The 15,124-nt window shown below is 64.2% G+C and carries 13 protein-coding genes; 1 reads left to right on the top strand and 12 read right to left on the bottom strand.

The genetic code is table 11. The features are described 5' to 3' along the window. Window positions 1-25 precede the first annotated feature (25 nt). Window positions 26-1,249, top strand: coding sequence for a Xaa-Pro peptidase family protein (locus JAB8_RS19505; RefSeq protein WP_070291044.1), 1,224 nt, complete (start codon window positions 26-28; stop codon window positions 1,247-1,249). A gap of 40 nt (window positions 1,250-1,289) precedes the next feature. Here JAB8_RS19505 and JAB8_RS19500 read toward each other — a convergent pair whose 3' ends face one another. The 12 genes from JAB8_RS19500 to paaK form a co-directional block, all read right to left on the bottom strand. Next, entirely contained in the window at window positions 1,290-2,864 is a 1,575-nt protein-coding gene (locus JAB8_RS19500) for a methyl-accepting chemotaxis protein (RefSeq protein ID WP_070291043.1), read from the bottom strand. 61 nt (window positions 2,865-2,925) lie between these two features. Next, window positions 2,926-3,333, bottom strand: coding sequence for a hypothetical protein (locus JAB8_RS19495; protein WP_070291042.1), 408 nt, complete (start codon window positions 3,331-3,333; stop codon window positions 2,926-2,928). Between the two features lie 10 nt (window positions 3,334-3,343). Then, window positions 3,344-4,606, bottom strand: a complete 1,263-nt coding sequence (locus tag JAB8_RS19490; RefSeq protein ID WP_070291041.1) for a hypothetical protein — start codon at window positions 4,604-4,606, stop codon at window positions 3,344-3,346. Between the two features lie 405 nt (window positions 4,607-5,011). Beyond that, entirely contained in the window at window positions 5,012-7,063 is a 2,052-nt protein-coding gene (gene paaZ / locus JAB8_RS19485) for a phenylacetic acid degradation bifunctional protein PaaZ (protein WP_070291040.1), read from the bottom strand. A gap of 96 nt (window positions 7,064-7,159) precedes the next feature. Next, entirely contained in the window at window positions 7,160-7,774 is a 615-nt protein-coding gene (paaY, locus tag JAB8_RS19480; RefSeq protein ID WP_070291039.1) for a phenylacetic acid degradation protein PaaY, read from the bottom strand. A 102-nt stretch (window positions 7,775-7,876) separates the two neighbouring features. Then, the gene (locus JAB8_RS19475; RefSeq protein WP_070291038.1) at window positions 7,877-8,608 is read right to left on the bottom strand and encodes an ABC transporter ATP-binding protein; all 732 of its coding nucleotides are present in this window, start codon (window positions 8,606-8,608) and stop codon (window positions 7,877-7,879) included. Continuing rightward, on the bottom strand, window positions 8,608-9,363 hold the full coding sequence (locus JAB8_RS19470) for an ABC transporter ATP-binding protein (protein WP_070224251.1): 756 nt from the start codon (window positions 9,361-9,363) through the stop codon (window positions 8,608-8,610). Before JAB8_RS19470 ends, JAB8_RS19475 begins: the two co-directional genes overlap by 1 nt. Before the next feature lies 1 nt (window position 9,364). Beyond that, window positions 9,365-10,348: a branched-chain amino acid ABC transporter permease gene (locus tag JAB8_RS19465; protein ID WP_070291037.1), complete on the bottom strand. Its 984-nt coding sequence runs from the start codon at window positions 10,346-10,348 to the stop codon at window positions 9,365-9,367. Continuing rightward, window positions 10,345-11,223, bottom strand: a complete 879-nt coding sequence (locus JAB8_RS19460) for a branched-chain amino acid ABC transporter permease (RefSeq protein ID WP_070291036.1) — start codon at window positions 11,221-11,223, stop codon at window positions 10,345-10,347. Before JAB8_RS19460 ends, JAB8_RS19465 begins: the two co-directional genes overlap by 4 nt. A 72-nt stretch (window positions 11,224-11,295) precedes the next feature. Beyond that, a complete protein-coding gene (locus tag JAB8_RS19455) occupies window positions 11,296-12,447 on the bottom strand; it encodes an ABC transporter substrate-binding protein (protein WP_070291035.1) in 1,152 nt (383 codons plus the stop codon). A gap of 84 nt (window positions 12,448-12,531) precedes the next feature. Next, window positions 12,532-13,737, bottom strand: coding sequence for a 3-oxoadipyl-CoA thiolase (gene pcaF, locus JAB8_RS19450; protein WP_070291034.1), 1,206 nt, complete (start codon window positions 13,735-13,737; stop codon window positions 12,532-12,534). A gap of 22 nt (window positions 13,738-13,759) precedes the next feature. Then, the gene (gene paaK, locus JAB8_RS19445; RefSeq protein WP_070291033.1) at window positions 13,760-15,088 is read right to left on the bottom strand and encodes a phenylacetate--CoA ligase PaaK; all 1,329 of its coding nucleotides are present in this window, start codon (window positions 15,086-15,088) and stop codon (window positions 13,760-13,762) included. Between the last annotated feature and the right edge of the window lie 36 nt (window positions 15,089-15,124).

Genomic DNA, 15,124 nt, shown 5'->3' with positions numbered 1-15,124 from the left:
TTCAGCATCGAGCAAAGGAGCAGGCATGAGCATAGGTGGCACTTCCATCGAACAGGCATTGGCATCGCTGTCGGACATGACGGGCGGCATGGTCGCCATCGGCAAGGACGAACATGCGCAACGCATCGCCAAGGCGCAAGCGTTCATGCGCGCACAGGGCATCGCCGCCATCTACCTGAACGCGGGCGCCAACCTCACCTATTTCACGGGCACCAAATGGTATGCCAGCGAACGCATGGTGGGCGCCATCCTGCCGGCCAGCGGCGAGATCGAATACATCGCCCCCGCCTTCGAGGAAAGCACCCTGCAAGGCTTCATGCTCATCGAGGGCAAGGTCAATTGCTGGGAAGAGCATGAAAGCCCGTACCAGCTGTTCGTCGACGTGCTGGCGCGCATGGGAATCGTCCAGGACGCGAATCGACCGCTACGCGTGGGCATCTGCGAAAGCGCCGCCTTCTTCATCTACGACGGCATCAAGCCGCTGGCACCCGGCTATGCACTGGAAAACGCGCGCACCGTCACCGCGTACTGCCGCAGCAGAAAATCACAGGCGGAAATCGCCCTGATGCAGCGCGTGATGGACATGACCCTGGCCGTGCACGTGGCCACGGCCAGCATGCTGTACGAAGGCATCACGACGGTGGAAGTGGAGGAATTCATCCAGCGCGCGCACCGCAAGGTAGGCGCGCCCCGCTCGTACTTCTGCATCGTGCTGTTCGGCGAGGCGACCGCCTACCCGCATGGCGTCAACTACGAGCAGACCCTGAAGGCGGGCGACACGGTGCTGATCGACACGGGCTGCCAGGTGATGAACTACATCTCCGACATCACGCGCACCTATGTTTTCGGACAGATCAGCGAGCGCCAGCGCAGCGTATGGAACAGCGAAAAGGCCGCGCAAGCCGCCGCATTCGCGGCCGCCCAACTGGGCGTACCGTGCGGCGACGTGGACCGCGCCGCGCGCGTCTCGCTGGAAGCGGACGGCTACGGCCCCGGCTACAAGCTGCCCGGCCTGCCGCACCGCACGGGCCACGGCATCGGCCTCGATATCCACGAGTGGCCTTACCTGGTGGGCAACGACACGACGCCGCTCGACGTGGGCATGTGCTTCTCGAACGAGCCGATGATCTGCATCCCCGGCGAATTCGGCATCCGCCACGAGGACCATTTCTACATGACGGAAAACGGACCGCGCTGGTTCACGCAACCGGCGCACAGCATCGACGATCCGTTCGGTTTGCGCACGTAAGCCGGCGCTCCTGTGTTGGATTACGCTGCGCTAATCCAACCTATACCGCCAATGCCCGGTAGGTCGGATTAGCGCGCAGCGCGTAATCCGACACAGCACCCTGCGCCAGCTTGAACACGGCCAGCGCCGTACCCAGCTGCACGGCCTGTTCCTGCAGCGATTCAGCCGCCGCCGACGCTTCTTCCACCAGCGCGGAATTCTGCTGCGTCATCTGATCCATGCTGCCGATGGCCACGCCGATGTCGCCGATGCCGGCACTCTGCGCCTGGCTGGCGGCACTGATCTCGGCCATGATGTCGGCCACCTTTTTCACGGAATCGACGATCTGGCCCATGGTCAGACCCGCCTCGTCGACCAGCTTCGAGCCGACATTCACCCTGGCCACCGAATCGCCGATCAATTGCTTGATCTCGCGCGCCGCTGCCGCGCTGCGCTGCGCCAGGTTGCGCACTTCGGACGCCACTACGGCAAAGCCCCGCCCCTGTTCGCCGGCGCGCGCCGCTTCCACGGCCGCATTCAAGGCCAGGATGTTCGTCTGGAAGGCGATGCCGTCGATGACGCCGATGATGTCGACGATGCGTTTGGATGCATCGTTGATCTCGCCCATGGTGGTGACCACCTGGCTGACCACCTGCCCGCCCTTCACGGCAACCGACGATGCCGACACCACCAGCGCATGCGCCTGGCCCGCGTTGGCGGCGTTGTCGCGCACGGTGGAAGTCAGGCTGTCCATGCTGCGCGCCGTCTGGTCCAGGCTACCCGCCTGCGATTCCGTGCGCGCGGCCAGGTCCGCATTGCCCTGGGCGATTTCCGCGCTGGCCACCTGGATGGTTTCGGCCGACGCCTTGATATCGGAGACCATGCCGCCAAGCTTGGCGCGCATGTCCTTCAGCGCCGCCAGCAGGCTGTCCTGGTCGCCCGCCTCGGTCACGATGTGCATCGACAGGTCGCCATCGGCCACGGCGCGCGCGATCTGGCGCGCATATTCGGGTTCGCCGCCCAGCTGCTGCCAGATGGCGCGCACGACGAAATGCGACACGGCCACCAGGCAAACGATGACGGCCAGCGCCACGGCGATGCTGGTATTGAGCGCATTGCGCACATTGGCCGCGCTGCGTTCTATGCCCTGCCTGAACTGCGCTTGCGCCTGTTCGTTGGTCTTTGCCAGGTCGGCATTGAGCACCGCCAGCGCGCCCTGCATGCGCGCCACGGTCGCTTGCGGGTCGCCCTCTTCCATTTCCAGCATGATGCGCGCCGCGCTCAGGGCCGGCGCATAGTAGGCATCGAATTCGCTGGCCAGCCGCGCGCCGTGCTCGCGCTGGCCGGGGATCGCAGCAAAGGCGGCCAGTTTTTCGCGCAGCTTGACGGCCTGGCCGGCGACTTGCCCGATACGTTCCTTGTCGCCTTCGCTGACGGCGTCGCGCAGGGCGTCGCCGACGGCGGCCACGTCCAGGGTCAGCGACTTGGCCATGTCAAGCACGGGATAGTCCGCGCTTTCCGTGGCGTGGATGGAATTGAGCGTGGCCGTGGACAGGTAGGCGCTGACGGCCAGTCCCAGCCCGAAAATCACGGCCGAGACGACAGGCAGCGCCCATATCTTGCGTTTGATGCTCATTGCTGTCTCCTGATTCTGATGAATTATCGGGCCGCCGCATGGCGTGCGGCCCGGGCCGGCTTTATGGCGCCGTCAGCACCACTTTGACGCTGGCGTCGACGGCACTCTTTTCGATATAGCCGATGGCTTTCGGATCGGCAGCCACGACCTTCTTCACGTCGGCGCTATTGGCCACTTCCTTCGGCAAGGTGGCCTTGCCCGTGAAGACCAGCTTGGACCACAGGGCCTTCGCTTGCGAGGGTTCCTTGTCCGTCACCTTCTTGTAGAACTCGGCGCGCACGGGGGCGCTTTCCGGCTGGTCGATCGGCGTCATGGCCGTCGATTTACCGAGGAAGAATTGCGCCACCTGTTCATTCGTCATGGCGCCAGCGGCGCTTTTCGGATTGACCACCACGACCACTTCGGCCATGGCGGGAACGGCGGTCGACAGCGCCAGCAAGGCAGCCACATTCAAGATCAATGGTTTCATGCGGCGCTCCTCAGAAAACGAAATCGATGGCGGCGGCAGCCACCGTGACGGGACCATGGAAGCCCGGCTTGGCTTGCACGAACAGGCCAGGGCCATTCTTCGGCTTGATGCGGTCGATCTGCACTTTCAGCGCGGCCGAACGGTGGAAGTCCCAGCGCACGCCGATGCTGTCCGTCGATTGCTCGAGCTGGTTGCGCATGGTGGCCAGAGTCTCGACGCCGGCCGACAGGGCGCGCAGGGTCGGCGTACAGGCCGCCGGATAGCCGGCAGGGCAGGATGCGGGCACGGTGTTGTTCACGCGGCCATCGGCCTTCAGGCTGGCGTGGCTGTAGTAGGGCAGGAAGGCACCGATGCGGTAGCCGCCCATCACATACCACGAGGTGCTGTCGCTGACATAGCTGTCCGTCTTGCGCTTCGCATATTCCGACTGCAGCAGCACATTGTTCCAGTCCAGGCCCAGGCCTACGGAGGTAAACGACGCCTTCTTGTCCTTGACTTCCAGCGCATCGGCCAGGGCGCCCAGCTGGGCGATCCGGTAGCCGCTGCCGGCCGCGCGCAAGCTGCCCATCAGGGTGTTCAGGCTCGGCGAATCGTTGATCGTCAACCTGGTCTCGGCCCGGCCGAAGCGCACGGTGACGGGGCCATGCTCGGCCACCACGTTGAGGGCGACGATGGACTTGCCCTCCACCTGCACGGTCGAAGCGGGACCCGTGGCCAGGGTGGCCTTGGTGCGACCCAGCGCCAGCTGCGTGGTGATGCTGGTATCGCCCGCGCTGAACTGGTAGGTGGCGTCGATGCCGTCGATGCTGTTCAGCGGTACCTGCGAATACATTTCGCCGGGCGGGCGCAGCATGGTGTTGGCATAGCCCACGTTGCGATAATCGGAAATCATGAAGACGGGCAGGCCCATGCGGCCGACGCGCACGCTGAAGCTGTCCGATACCTTGGCCTTGGCGAAGGCCCACGCCAGTTCGGCGCCGACATCATCTTCGCCATCCTTGCGCGCCAGGCCCTGCACGGTGGCCGACAGCCACGGGTTGACGGTGACATTGGCTTGCAAGCCCAGGTTGGAATCGACGCCCGTGCGGGCGGTGCGGCCGGCGCCGGCAGCCTGGTTCGGGCGCGCGAACTGCGCGTTGTCCGTATCGGCCATGGTCAGGGCGGCCGTGCCGTAACCGCTGATCTTGACGGCGGGGCCAACGGCCTCTTCGGCGTAGGCATGGCTGATGGCCAGGGGCATGGCCAACAGGAAAATCAGGACGTGTTTATTCATAGTAATTAAATACCCGTAGCGGTGAACGTTAATCGTGGAATGGAACTCGCGGTCGAGGGTTCACCAGCCGTAAAGGGCCGGGTCCGTTTTTTTTCGCGCCGTCATCGCCTTTGGCGTGCATGGCGGCGTGACCAGTGAGTAAAACCATGCTACATAGAAAAGGTTTTACGTTGGAAAGTTTTCTTGCGGCAATGAGCGAATTCGCCGCTTTTGATGAAAAAAGCACGCGTTCTAGAGGGGTTTATCTAAATAGCACGCTGTGCAAAACCACACTTAGCCTATATTTTTCATACACTTATGGATAATTCAAGAGCAAAAGAACCCCCATAAAAAAAGCGCCACCCGCGCGAAGATCGCGGGCGGCGCCATTCATACCAGTCCTGCCGGAGACGCCTACTCTCGGACTTACTCGCGCTTGGAGACCAGGGTCAGGATGTCGTAGCTGGCCACCAGTTCCTCGTTCTGGTTGGTCACCTGAACGTCCCACGCGACCACGCCCTGGCCCACGCCAAACACGTCCTTGCGGTTGCGGTCGACCTTGCGCTTGCACGTGAGGCGCGCGCGGATGGTGTCGCCAATCGCCACCGGCGCGACGAAGCGCAGGTTGTCCAGGCCGTAGTTGGCCAGCACGGGACCGACGCCAGGCGAGACGAACAGGCCGGCGGCGGCCGACAGCACGAAGTAGCCGTGGGCGATGCGCTTGCCGAACTGCGATTCCTTCGCGGCGATTTCATCGAAGTGCATGTAGAAGAAGTCGCCCGAGATGCCGCCGAAGGCGACGATGTCCGCTTCGCTGACCGTGCGGCGGTGCGTGAGCAGCGAGTCGCCCGTCTTCAAGTCCTCGAAGTGCTTGCGGAACGGGTGGATCGGGCTTTCGTTGACGTCCGCGCCGCGCACGTATTCGCCCGTGATGGCCGCCAGCATGGTCGGCGAGCCTTGCACGGCCGCCCGTTGCAGGTAATGGCGCACGGCGCGCACGCCGCCCAGTTCCTCGCCGCCGCCCGCGCGGCCAGGACCGCCGTGCTTCAGTTGCGGCAGGGGCGAGCCATGGCCCGTCGAATCCACGGAGGCCACGCGCTCGAGCACGTGCACGCGGCCATGCGTGGCCGCCACTTGCGGCACCACGCGCGCGGCGATCTTCGGATCGCGCGTCACCAGGGTGCTCACCAGGCTGCCCTTGCCGCGCGCGGCCAGGGCCAGCGCTTCGTCGATATCGTTGTAACCCATCATGGTGCTGACGGGGCCGAACGCTTCCACGTCATGCACGGCATCGTTGCCGAACGCGTCGCGGCACATCAGCAGGGTCGGCGAGAAGAAGCTGCCGTCCTGCGCGCCATCGCCGAGCGGATTGAATCCGTCGGCCGCGCCGAACACCACCTCGTTACCCCGTGACAGGGTGGCGACACGCTCGGCCACGTCGTTCTGCTGCTCTTTCGAGGCCAGCGCGCCCATGCGCACGCCTTCGATGGACGGGTCGCCCACCACCACCTTGGCCAGGCGCTCGCGCAGGCGCGTGCCGACGGCGTCCATCAGGTGCTCGGGCACGATGATGCGGCGGATCGCCGTGCACTTCTGGCCCGACTTGCCCGTCATTTCGCGCACGACTTCCTTGACGAACAGGTCGAATTCCACGTCGTCTGGCGTGACGTCCGGTGCCAGGATGGCGCAATTGAGCGAATCGGCTTCGCCGTTGAAAGGCACGGACTGGGCGATCAGGTTGGAATTCGTGCGCAGCTTGGCTGCCGTGGCGGCCGACCCTGTAAACGTGACGAAATCCTGGCCATTCAGGCGGTCCAGCAAGTCGCCCGTGGAACCGATCACCAGCTGCAAGCTGCCGGCCGGCAGCAAGCCCGATTCATGCATCATGCGCACGACGGCCTGCGTCAGATAGCTGGTCGCCGTGGCCGGCTTGGCGATGCAGGGCATGGCCGCCAGGAAGCTGGGCGCGAATTTTTCCAGCAGACCCCAGATGGGGAAGTTGAAGGCATTGATATGCACGGCCAGGCCGCCGCGCGGCACCAGGATGTGCGTGCCGGCGAAACCGCCCTTCTTGCCCAGCGCGATGGCCGGGCCTTCATGCAGCACGTTCGACGACGGCAGCTCGTTGCTGCCCATGCTGGCATAGGCGAACAGCGTGCCCGTGCCGCCTTCGATGTCGACCCAGCTGTCGGCGCGCGTGGCGCCCGACAAATGCGAGATCGCATACAGCTCCTCCTTGCGCTCGACCAGGTACAGGGCCAGCGCCTTCAGGCGCGCGGCGCGCTGCTGGAAATCGAGCGCCATCAGGCCCGGCACGCCCGTCTTGCGCGCATACGTGACGGCTTCGTCGAAGTCGATCTTTTCAGCATGCGTGTGATAGATGACGCGGTTGTTCAAGGCGCTGTGCAGGGGCACGGCGGCGCTTTCGCCCAGCCAGCGGCCGGCGATCAGGCTTTGCAGGGTGGATATGTAAGCCATGTGGTTTCTCCGTAAAACGAGGGTGTTGGTGACGTTGGTGGTGGTGTCGGATGACGCGGGGCGCTGCCCCGCTAATCCGACCTACGCTCATATGGTTTATTGCGCCGAGGCGTTCTTGTGCAAATGCAGCGGCAAGGCCGATTCGAAATTGAGGCGCTGGCGGTTCGCCTCGACTTGCGTCAGCGCTTCCACTTCGCGCATCGTCTGCATCGAGCGCACGGCCAGTTCGTGGTACTGGCCCGTGCCCGAGCTTTTCCATTTGATTTCATCGTCGGTCAGCGCGCGGATCACCTTGGCGGGCGTGCCCACCACCATGCTGCGCGGTGCGACGACCATGCCTGCCTTCACGAAACTCATGGCGGCGACGATGGATTCCTCGCCGATGACGGCGTTGTCCATCACCACGGCGTTCATGCCGACGAGCGCATTGCGGCCGATGCGGCAGCCGTGCAGCACGGCGCCATGGCCGATATGGCCATCGACTTCGACTACCGTGTCGCAGCCGGGGAAGCCGTGCATGACGCACGTGTCCTGCAGGTTCGCCCCCTCTTCCAGGATCAGGCGGCCGAAGTCGCCGCGAATCGAAGCGAGCGGACCGATATAGCAGCGCGGACCGACGATCACGTCGCCGATCAGCACGGCCGATGGGTGCACATAGGCGCTGGGGTGGACGACGGGGGTGACGCCGTTGATTTCGTAGACTTTGACCATACAAACTCCTATTCATCTGCGCGCCATGCACGCTATTACTAGACGCAGCGGAAAACTGGGGTCAGACCCGGCGGGTCTGACCCCGGCCCTCCGCTGCTGTCTTCACATACCCAGGTACGCGCTCTGTACCTGCTCGTTGTGCAGCAATTCGGGGCCGGGACCGGACAGGGTAATCGCGCCCGTCTCGATCACATAGCCCACATCGGCGATCGACAAGGCGGCGTGCGCGTTCTGCTCGACGAGGAAGATGGTGATGCCCTGGTCGCGCAGCTCGGCCACGATGCGGAAGATTTCCGCGATCAGGAGCGGCGCCAGGCCCATGCTCGGTTCATCGAGCAGCAGCAGTTGCGGGCGGCCCATCAGCGCGCGCGCCATGGCCAGCATCTGCTGCTGTCCTCCGGAGAGCGTGCCGGCCAGCAGCAGGCGCTTTTCCTTCAGGATCGGGAACAGGCCGTACATGCGCTCCATGTCGCCCGCCACGTCCTGTGCGGGGCGTGTAAACGCGCCCAGGCGCAGATTGTCTTCCACCGTCATGGGGCCGAACACTTGCCGCCCTTCCGGCACCTGGCAAATGCCGGCGCGCACGCGCTTGTCGGCGCTCATGCGGCTCACGTCCTGGCCGGCGAAGGCGATGCTGCCGGCGCTGATCGGCTGCACGCCGGAAATCGCCCGCAGCAAGGTCGTCTTGCCGGCGCCGTTCGCACCCACCAGCGCCACCAGCTGGCCCTGGCGCACCTGCAGGTCGATGCCGTGCAGGGCCTGGATGCGGCCGTAATGGCTGGTCAGGCCGGCGATATCGAGCACCAGCGGTGTCTGAGGTTTTTCCATCTTCATCATGCCGCCACTCCCAGGTATGCCGCCACCACGTCGGGATTGGCGCGCACTTCGGCGGCGGTCCCTTCGGCCAGCTTCTTGCCATAGTCGAGCACCAGGATATGGTCCGACAGATTCATCACCAGTTTCATGTCATGCTCGACGAGCACCACCGTCACACCCGATTGCGCCACCTTGCGGATCAGGGCTTCGATCTCGCCCGTCTCCGTGTGGTTCAGACCCGCCGCCGGTTCGTCGAGCAGCAGCACTTTCGGCTTGGCCGCCAGCGCGCGGGCGATTTCCAGGCGTTTTAATGCGCCATACGACATCTGCCCCGCCTCGTCGCCGATGTGGCGGCCGACGCCGACAAACTCCATCAGGCCCGCCGCCTCGTCGCGGCAGGCCGCGTCCGCGCGGCGCACGGACGGCAGGCGCAGCATGGAGGCGAACAGGTTCTGGTTCAGGCGCAGGTGCGCGCCCACCATCACATTGTCGATGGCCGTCATGTTCATGCACACCTGCAGATTCTGGAAAGTGCGGCTCATGCCACGCCGCGCCAGCGCATCGGGCGACATGGCGGCCACGTTCTCGCCATTGAGCAGGATCTCGCCTTTGGTCGGCGTATAGACACCGGTGATCAGGTTGAACAGGGTCGTCTTGCCGGCGCCGTTCGGCCCGATCACGGAGTGGATATTGCCTTCCTTGACGGTAAAGCTCACGTCCTGCACCGCGTGCACTCCGCCGAAGCTCTTGCTCAGGTTGTTAATCGTCAGCATCTCACACCTCCCGTGCAGATTGAGGCGGTGCTTTCGGCGTGGCAGAACGCTTGCGCGAACGGCTGGCCAGGCTCGGCACCAGGCCCTTGGGCATGAAGATCATGGTCGCCATCAGGATCACGCCGAACACTACCGTTTCCCAGCCTTCAAAACTGGACAGCAGTTGCGGCAAGACCGTCAGCAGCGCGGCGCCGATGATGGAACCGAAGATCGACGCCATGCCGCCCACCACCACCATCGTCACCAGCTCGATCGAGTGGAAGAAGCCGGCCAGGTTGGGCGTGATGAAACCGATGTAATGGGCGCTGATGCTGCCCGCGATGCTGGCAATCACCGCCGACAGCACGAACACGCGCACCTTGAAGCGCGTCGTATCGACGCCGACGACGCGGGCCGCCACTTCCGAACCGTGGATGGCCTGCAGCGCGCGGCCGACGGGCGAATCGATGAGGTTCAGGGCCAGCCACGTGACCAGCAACAGCAGCACGGCGCACACCAGGTACCACGATTTTTCGCCGGCGATTTCCAGGCCGGCGACACTGAAGGCGGAGACGCCGATGCCGTCCGGGCCGCCCGTCCATTGCGTCTCGTTGTTGATGACGATGGAAATGATGATGCCCAGTCCCAGCGTCGCCATGGCCAGGGTATGGCCCTTGAGTTTCAAGACGGGACGCGCCAGCAGCAGCGCCAGCAGGCCCGTGGCAACGGCGCCGGCGGCCAGGGCGGCCAGCGGCGGCCAGCCATAGTGCGTGGTCAGCACGGCCGACGCATACGCGCCCAGGCCATAGAAGCCCGCATGACCGAGGCTGATCTGGCCCGTATAGCCCATCAAGAGGTTCAGGCCGATGACGACGATGGCGTTCAGCGCGATGCGGATCGCCACGTCATAGTAGAACGCATTGCTGAGGAACAGCGGCAAGATGGCCAGCACGAGCGCCAGCACCAGCAGGCCGCCATGGCGCGAGCGGGTAAGGAAATTCTTCATACACGCTCCGAATTTTTAGCGCCAAACAAGCCTTGCGGCAGGAAGAACAGGATCAATAGAATCAGCACGAACGGCACCGCATCCTTGTAGGCCGACGAGATGTAGCCGGCCGTCATGGCTTCGGCGATCCCGAGGATCAGGCCGCCGGCAATCGCGCCTGCGCCGCCACCGAGGCCACCCAATACGGCGGCGACAAAACCTTTCAGGCCCAGCATGATGCCCGCGTCATACGAGGTATACGTGATCGGTGCGACGAGGATGCCGCCCGCCGCGCCCAGCAGGGCCGACAGGCCGAACGAGAACAGCAGGATCTTGCGCGTGTTGATGCCCACCAGTTGCGCGGCCAGCTTGTTGTGCGAGGTGGCCAGCATGGCCTTGCCCATCAGCGTGCGGCCGAAGAACCAGCCCAGCACCAGCACGATGACGACCGTCACGCCCAGCACCCACAGGCTTTGCGGCAGCAGGCTGGCGCCCAAAAATTCGATCGGCGCGTCGCCGGAAAAGGCCGGCAGCGAGTGCGTATCCTTGCCCAGCCAGATTTGCACGAGGCCGCGCAGCACCAGCGAGGCGCCGATGGTGATGATCAAGAGGGTGATGACCTGCGCGTTCTGCGCCGGTTCGATCACGGCTTTTTCCATCAATAGGCCAACGATGCCGGTGGCGATGACGGCCAGGATGATGGCCAGCGGCAGCGGCACGCCGGCGGCCGACATCACGGCGGCCAGCATCCCGCCCAGCATGATGAATTCGCCTTGCGCGAAATTGATCACGCCGCTGGTGTTGTAGATGATGGTAAAGCCCAGCGCCGCCAGCGCGTAGGCGGAACCGACCGTCATCCCGGAATACAGAAATTGTAGAAATTGTGCGACTTCCATGGTGTCTCCATTATGTTCGGCTATGCGCGGGCCGCCTTCGGGGGCGGCCTCGCGCAGGTACTCTGGCTTACATCACTTCGACAATTGCCATTCGCCGTTCTTCACTTCCACCATGCGGAAAGCCGACAGGTCCAGGCCCATGTGGTCTTTGGCCGACATGTTGAACACGCCGGTGGTGCCCACAAAACCCTTGGTCTGCTCCAGCGCCGTGCGCACTTTTTCGCGGTCCGTGCCGCCGGCGCGCTTGATGGCGTCCACCGACAGGTTCAGGGCGTCGAGCGCATAGCCGCCAAAGGTCGACGGATCGATCTTGTAGCGCTCTTTATACGTCTTGTCGTAGCCGACGACGACGGCCTTTTGCGCGTCGCTGTCGGGCAGCATGGCGCCGATCAAGAGGGCCGGCGTCGGCAGCCGCACGCCTTCGGCAGCCTTGCCCGACAGCTTCAGGTATTCGTCCGACGCCACGCCATGCGACTGGTACAGCGGCAGCGCGGCCATGCCCAGCTGGCCGTAGTTCTTGGTCACGACCGCCGGGCCCTGGCCCAGGCCGAACACGAAGACGGCCTGCACGCCGGCCGTATTCTTGATGCGCGTGAGCTGCGCCGTGATGTCCGTGTCTTTCGGGCCGTAGGTTTCATCGGCCACCAGGGTGATGCCATACTTCGAGGCGACGATCTGCGACTCCTTGCGGCCCGAGGCGCCGAAGCCGCTCGTTTCCGACAGCAGGCCCACCTTGCTGATGCCGCGCTTCTTCATGTCCTCGAACACCTTCTCGGCCGCCATGCGGTCCGTATGCGGCGTCTTGAAGACCCATTTCTTGACCGGATCGATGATGACCACGGCGCCCGCCAGCGAGATGAACGGCATGCTGGCGCGCTCCACCAGCGGCGCCATCGCCATCGTCGCGCCGGTGGTGGTGCCGCCGATCAGCACGTCGACCTTGTCCGACTCGATCAGGCGCTTGGTAAAACCGTTGGCCTTGGCCGCATCGCTGCCGTCGTCGTAATGCACCAGTTCCAGCTTGCGTCCCAGCACGCCGCCCGCCGCATTGATTTTCTCGATATACAGCTGCAGGGTTTTCAGTTCCGGGTCGCCCAAAAAGGCGGCAGGGCCCGTGACGGACAGCACGGAACCGATCTTGATGTTGTCGGCCGCGTACGCACCCGCGGCAGTCATGGTCAGCACGCCGGCGATCAGGGTTTTCTTGAAGATATTGGCAATCATTATGGTCTCCACCAGGTTGGCACTACGGTCAATTATGGTTGGCGCTTTTTTGCAAGCCTGCGCCTTTTTTGTTGTTTTACTTTTTTATACGCGTTCAATGACGACAGCAATACCCTGCCCCACGCCGATGCACATGGTGCACAGCGCATAGCGCCCGCCCGTGCGTTCCAGCTGGTTCAGCGCGGCCATCACCAGGCGCGCGCCCGATGCGCCCAATGGATGGCCGATGGCAATCGCGCCGCCATTCGGGTTCACGTGGGCCGCATCGTCGGCCAGGCCCAGGTCGCGCGTGACGGCCAGCGCCTGCGCGGCAAACGCTTCATTGAGTTCGATCACGTCCATCTGCTCAATGGTGAGGCCGGTCTGCGCCAGTACCTTGCGCGACGCCGGCGAGGGACCAAAGCCCATGATGCGCGGCGCCAGGCCGGCCGTGGCCATGCCAAGCACCTTTGCGCGCGGCGTCAGTTTGTATTTATCCACGGCGGCGGCGGACGCGAGCAAGATCGCGCAGGCGCCGTCGTTCAAGCCCGAGGCATTGCCGGCCGTGACCGTGCCATCCGCCTTCACCACGCCTTTCAGTTTCGCCAGCATTTCCAGCGAGGTGTCCGGACGCGGATGTTCATCCATCGTCACCATCTTCGGCTCGCCCTTTTTTTGCGGCACGGCGACGGGCACGATTTCGCGATCGAACACGCCGGCCGCGTTGGCGGCGGCCCAGCGCTGCTGGCTGCGCAAGGCCAGCGCGTCCTGGTCGGCGCGGCTGATGCCAAATTCCACGGCCACGTTTTCCGCCGTTTCCGGCATGGTGTCGATGCCGTACTGCGCCTTCATTTTGCCGTTGACGAAGCGCCAGCCCAGGGTCGTGTCTTCGATTTTCGCCGCGCGCGAGAACGCGCTGTCGGCCTTGCCCATCACGAAAGGCGCACGCGTCATGCTTTCCACGCCGCCGGCGATGATCAGCTCCGCCTCGCCCGCCTTGATCGAGCGGGCGGCCATGCCCACGGCGTCCAGGCTGGAGCCGCACAGGCGGTTGATGGTATTGGCCGGCACGGCCGCCGGCAAGCCCGCCAGCAGCGCGGCCATGCGGCCCACGTTGCGGTTGTCTTCGCCCGCCTGGTTGGCGCAGCCGTAGAACACGTCGTCGATGGCGGACCAGTCGACGGACGGGTTGCGGGCGATCAGCGCGGCGATCGGCAGCGCGCCCAGGTCGTCGGCGCGCACGCTGGACAAGGCACCGCCGTAGCGGCCGAAAGGTGTGCGCACGGCGTCACAGATAAAGGCTTCGTTCATGTTTGCTTCCTTGTTCGGGCTATCAGGAGAAAATCTTCGGGCGCTGGTCGACCACGCGGCGGGCCTTGCCCGTCAGCGTGCGTTCGATGCCGGCGGCGGCCACCAGGCGCACGCGCGTGCTCACGCCCACGTGCGTCTTGATGCGGTGTTCCAGCTCGCGCGCCAGGGCATCCGTTTCGCTGGCCGAGATGGTGGCCGTCAGGTCGATGCGCAGCTCGGCGATCACTTCGAGCTTGTCGAGGTGGCCGTCGCGCGTGACGACCAGCTGGTACTGCGGCGCCAGCTTCGGCATTTTGAGGATCAGCTCTTCGATCTGCGTGGGGAAGACGTTCACGCCGCGAATGATCAGCATGTCGTCGGAGCGGCCCGTGATCTTGCCGATGCGGCGCATCGAGCGCGACGTCGGCGGCAGCAAGCGGGTCAGGTCGCGCGTGCGGTAGCGGATGATGGGCAGCGCCTCTTTCGACAAAGAGGTAAACACCAGTTCGCCCTCTTCGCCGTCCGGCAGCACTTCGCCCGTTTCCGGATCGATGATCTCGGGGTAAAAATGGTCTTCCCATATGACGGGACCGTCCTTGCTCTCGATGCATTCGGACGCCACGCCAGGTCCCATCACTTCGGACAGGCCGTAGATGTCGACGGCGTCGATGCCGGCGCGCGCTTCGATTTCCGAACGCATGGCGTCCGTCCACGGTTCGGCACCGAAGATGCCCACTTTCAGCGACGATTCGGCCGGGTCCAGGCCCTGGCGCGTGAATTCCTCGATGATGTTGAGCATGTAGGAAGGCGTGACCATGATGATGGACGGCTTGAAATCCTGGATCAGCTGCACCTGTTTTTCCGTCTGCCCGCCGGACATCGGGATGACCGTGCAGCCGAGGCGCTCGGCGCCGTAGTGCGCGCCCAGGCCGCCCGTGAACAGGCCGTAGCCATACGAGATATGCACCATATCGCCCGCGCGGCCGCCGCCGGCGCGGATCGAGCGCGCCACCACGTTGGCCCAGGTGTCGATATCGTTCTGCGTGTAGCCGACCACCGTGGCCTTGCCCGTGGTGCCGCTCGAGGCGTGGATGCGCACCACCTGCTCGCGCGGCACGGCAAACAGGCCAAACGGGTAATTGTCGCGCAAGACTTTTTTGTCCGTGAACGGAAATTTGGAAAGATCGGACAAGGATTTGAGATCGTCCGGATGCACGCCCGCTTCGTCAAAAGCGGCACGGTAATGTGGCACGTTGTCATACGCGTGCTTGAGCGTCCATTTCATGCGTTCGAGCTGCAGCGCCTGCAGTTCATCCTTGCTGGCGCACTCGATCGGCTCGAGGTCATTCGGGGAAGGCGTACGTTGGACCATCATTGTCTCCTGTTTAATTCTTTAACTATTCAATCG

This window comes from Janthinobacterium sp. HH106 (assembly GCF_001758725.1).
GTDB lineage: Bacteria > Pseudomonadota > Gammaproteobacteria > Burkholderiales > Burkholderiaceae_D > Janthinobacterium.
This window is presented reverse-complemented; position numbering and strand designations above follow the sequence as displayed.

Bases quoted from the DNA above. Each gene is read 5' to 3' on its own strand.
- JAB8_RS19465 (WP_070291037.1), bottom strand. From the start codon at position 10,348: ATGAAGAATTTCCTTACCCGCTCGCGCCATGGCGGCCTGCTGGTGCTG.
- paaZ (WP_070291040.1), bottom strand. From the start codon at position 7,063: ATGGCTTACATATCCACCCTGCAAAGCCTGATCGCCGGCCGCTGGCTG.
- JAB8_RS19490 (WP_070291041.1), bottom strand. From the start codon at position 4,606: ATGAATAAACACGTCCTGATTTTCCTGTTGGCCATGCCCCTGGCCATC.
- JAB8_RS19495 (WP_070291042.1), bottom strand. From the start codon at position 3,333: ATGAAACCATTGATCTTGAATGTGGCTGCCTTGCTGGCGCTGTCGACC.
- JAB8_RS19470 (WP_070224251.1), bottom strand. From the start codon at position 9,363: ATGCTGACGATTAACAACCTGAGCAAGAGCTTCGGCGGAGTGCACGCG.
- paaY (WP_070291039.1), bottom strand. From the start codon at position 7,774: ATGGTCAAAGTCTACGAAATCAACGGCGTCACCCCCGTCGTCCACCCC.
- JAB8_RS19500 (WP_070291043.1), bottom strand. From the start codon at position 2,864: ATGAGCATCAAACGCAAGATATGGGCGCTGCCTGTCGTCTCGGCCGTG.
- pcaF (WP_070291034.1), bottom strand. From the start codon at position 13,737: ATGAACGAAGCCTTTATCTGTGACGCCGTGCGCACACCTTTCGGCCGC.
- JAB8_RS19455 (WP_070291035.1), bottom strand. From the start codon at position 12,447: ATGATTGCCAATATCTTCAAGAAAACCCTGATCGCCGGCGTGCTGACC.
- paaK (WP_070291033.1), bottom strand. From the start codon at position 15,088: ATGGTCCAACGTACGCCTTCCCCGAATGACCTCGAGCCGATCGAGTGC.
- JAB8_RS19460 (WP_070291036.1), bottom strand. From the start codon at position 11,223: ATGGAAGTCGCACAATTTCTACAATTTCTGTATTCCGGGATGACGGTC.
- JAB8_RS19475 (WP_070291038.1), bottom strand. From the start codon at position 8,608: ATGAAGATGGAAAAACCTCAGACACCGCTGGTGCTCGATATCGCCGGC.
- JAB8_RS19505 (WP_070291044.1), top strand. From the start codon at position 26: ATGAGCATAGGTGGCACTTCCATCGAACAGGCATTGGCATCGCTGTCG.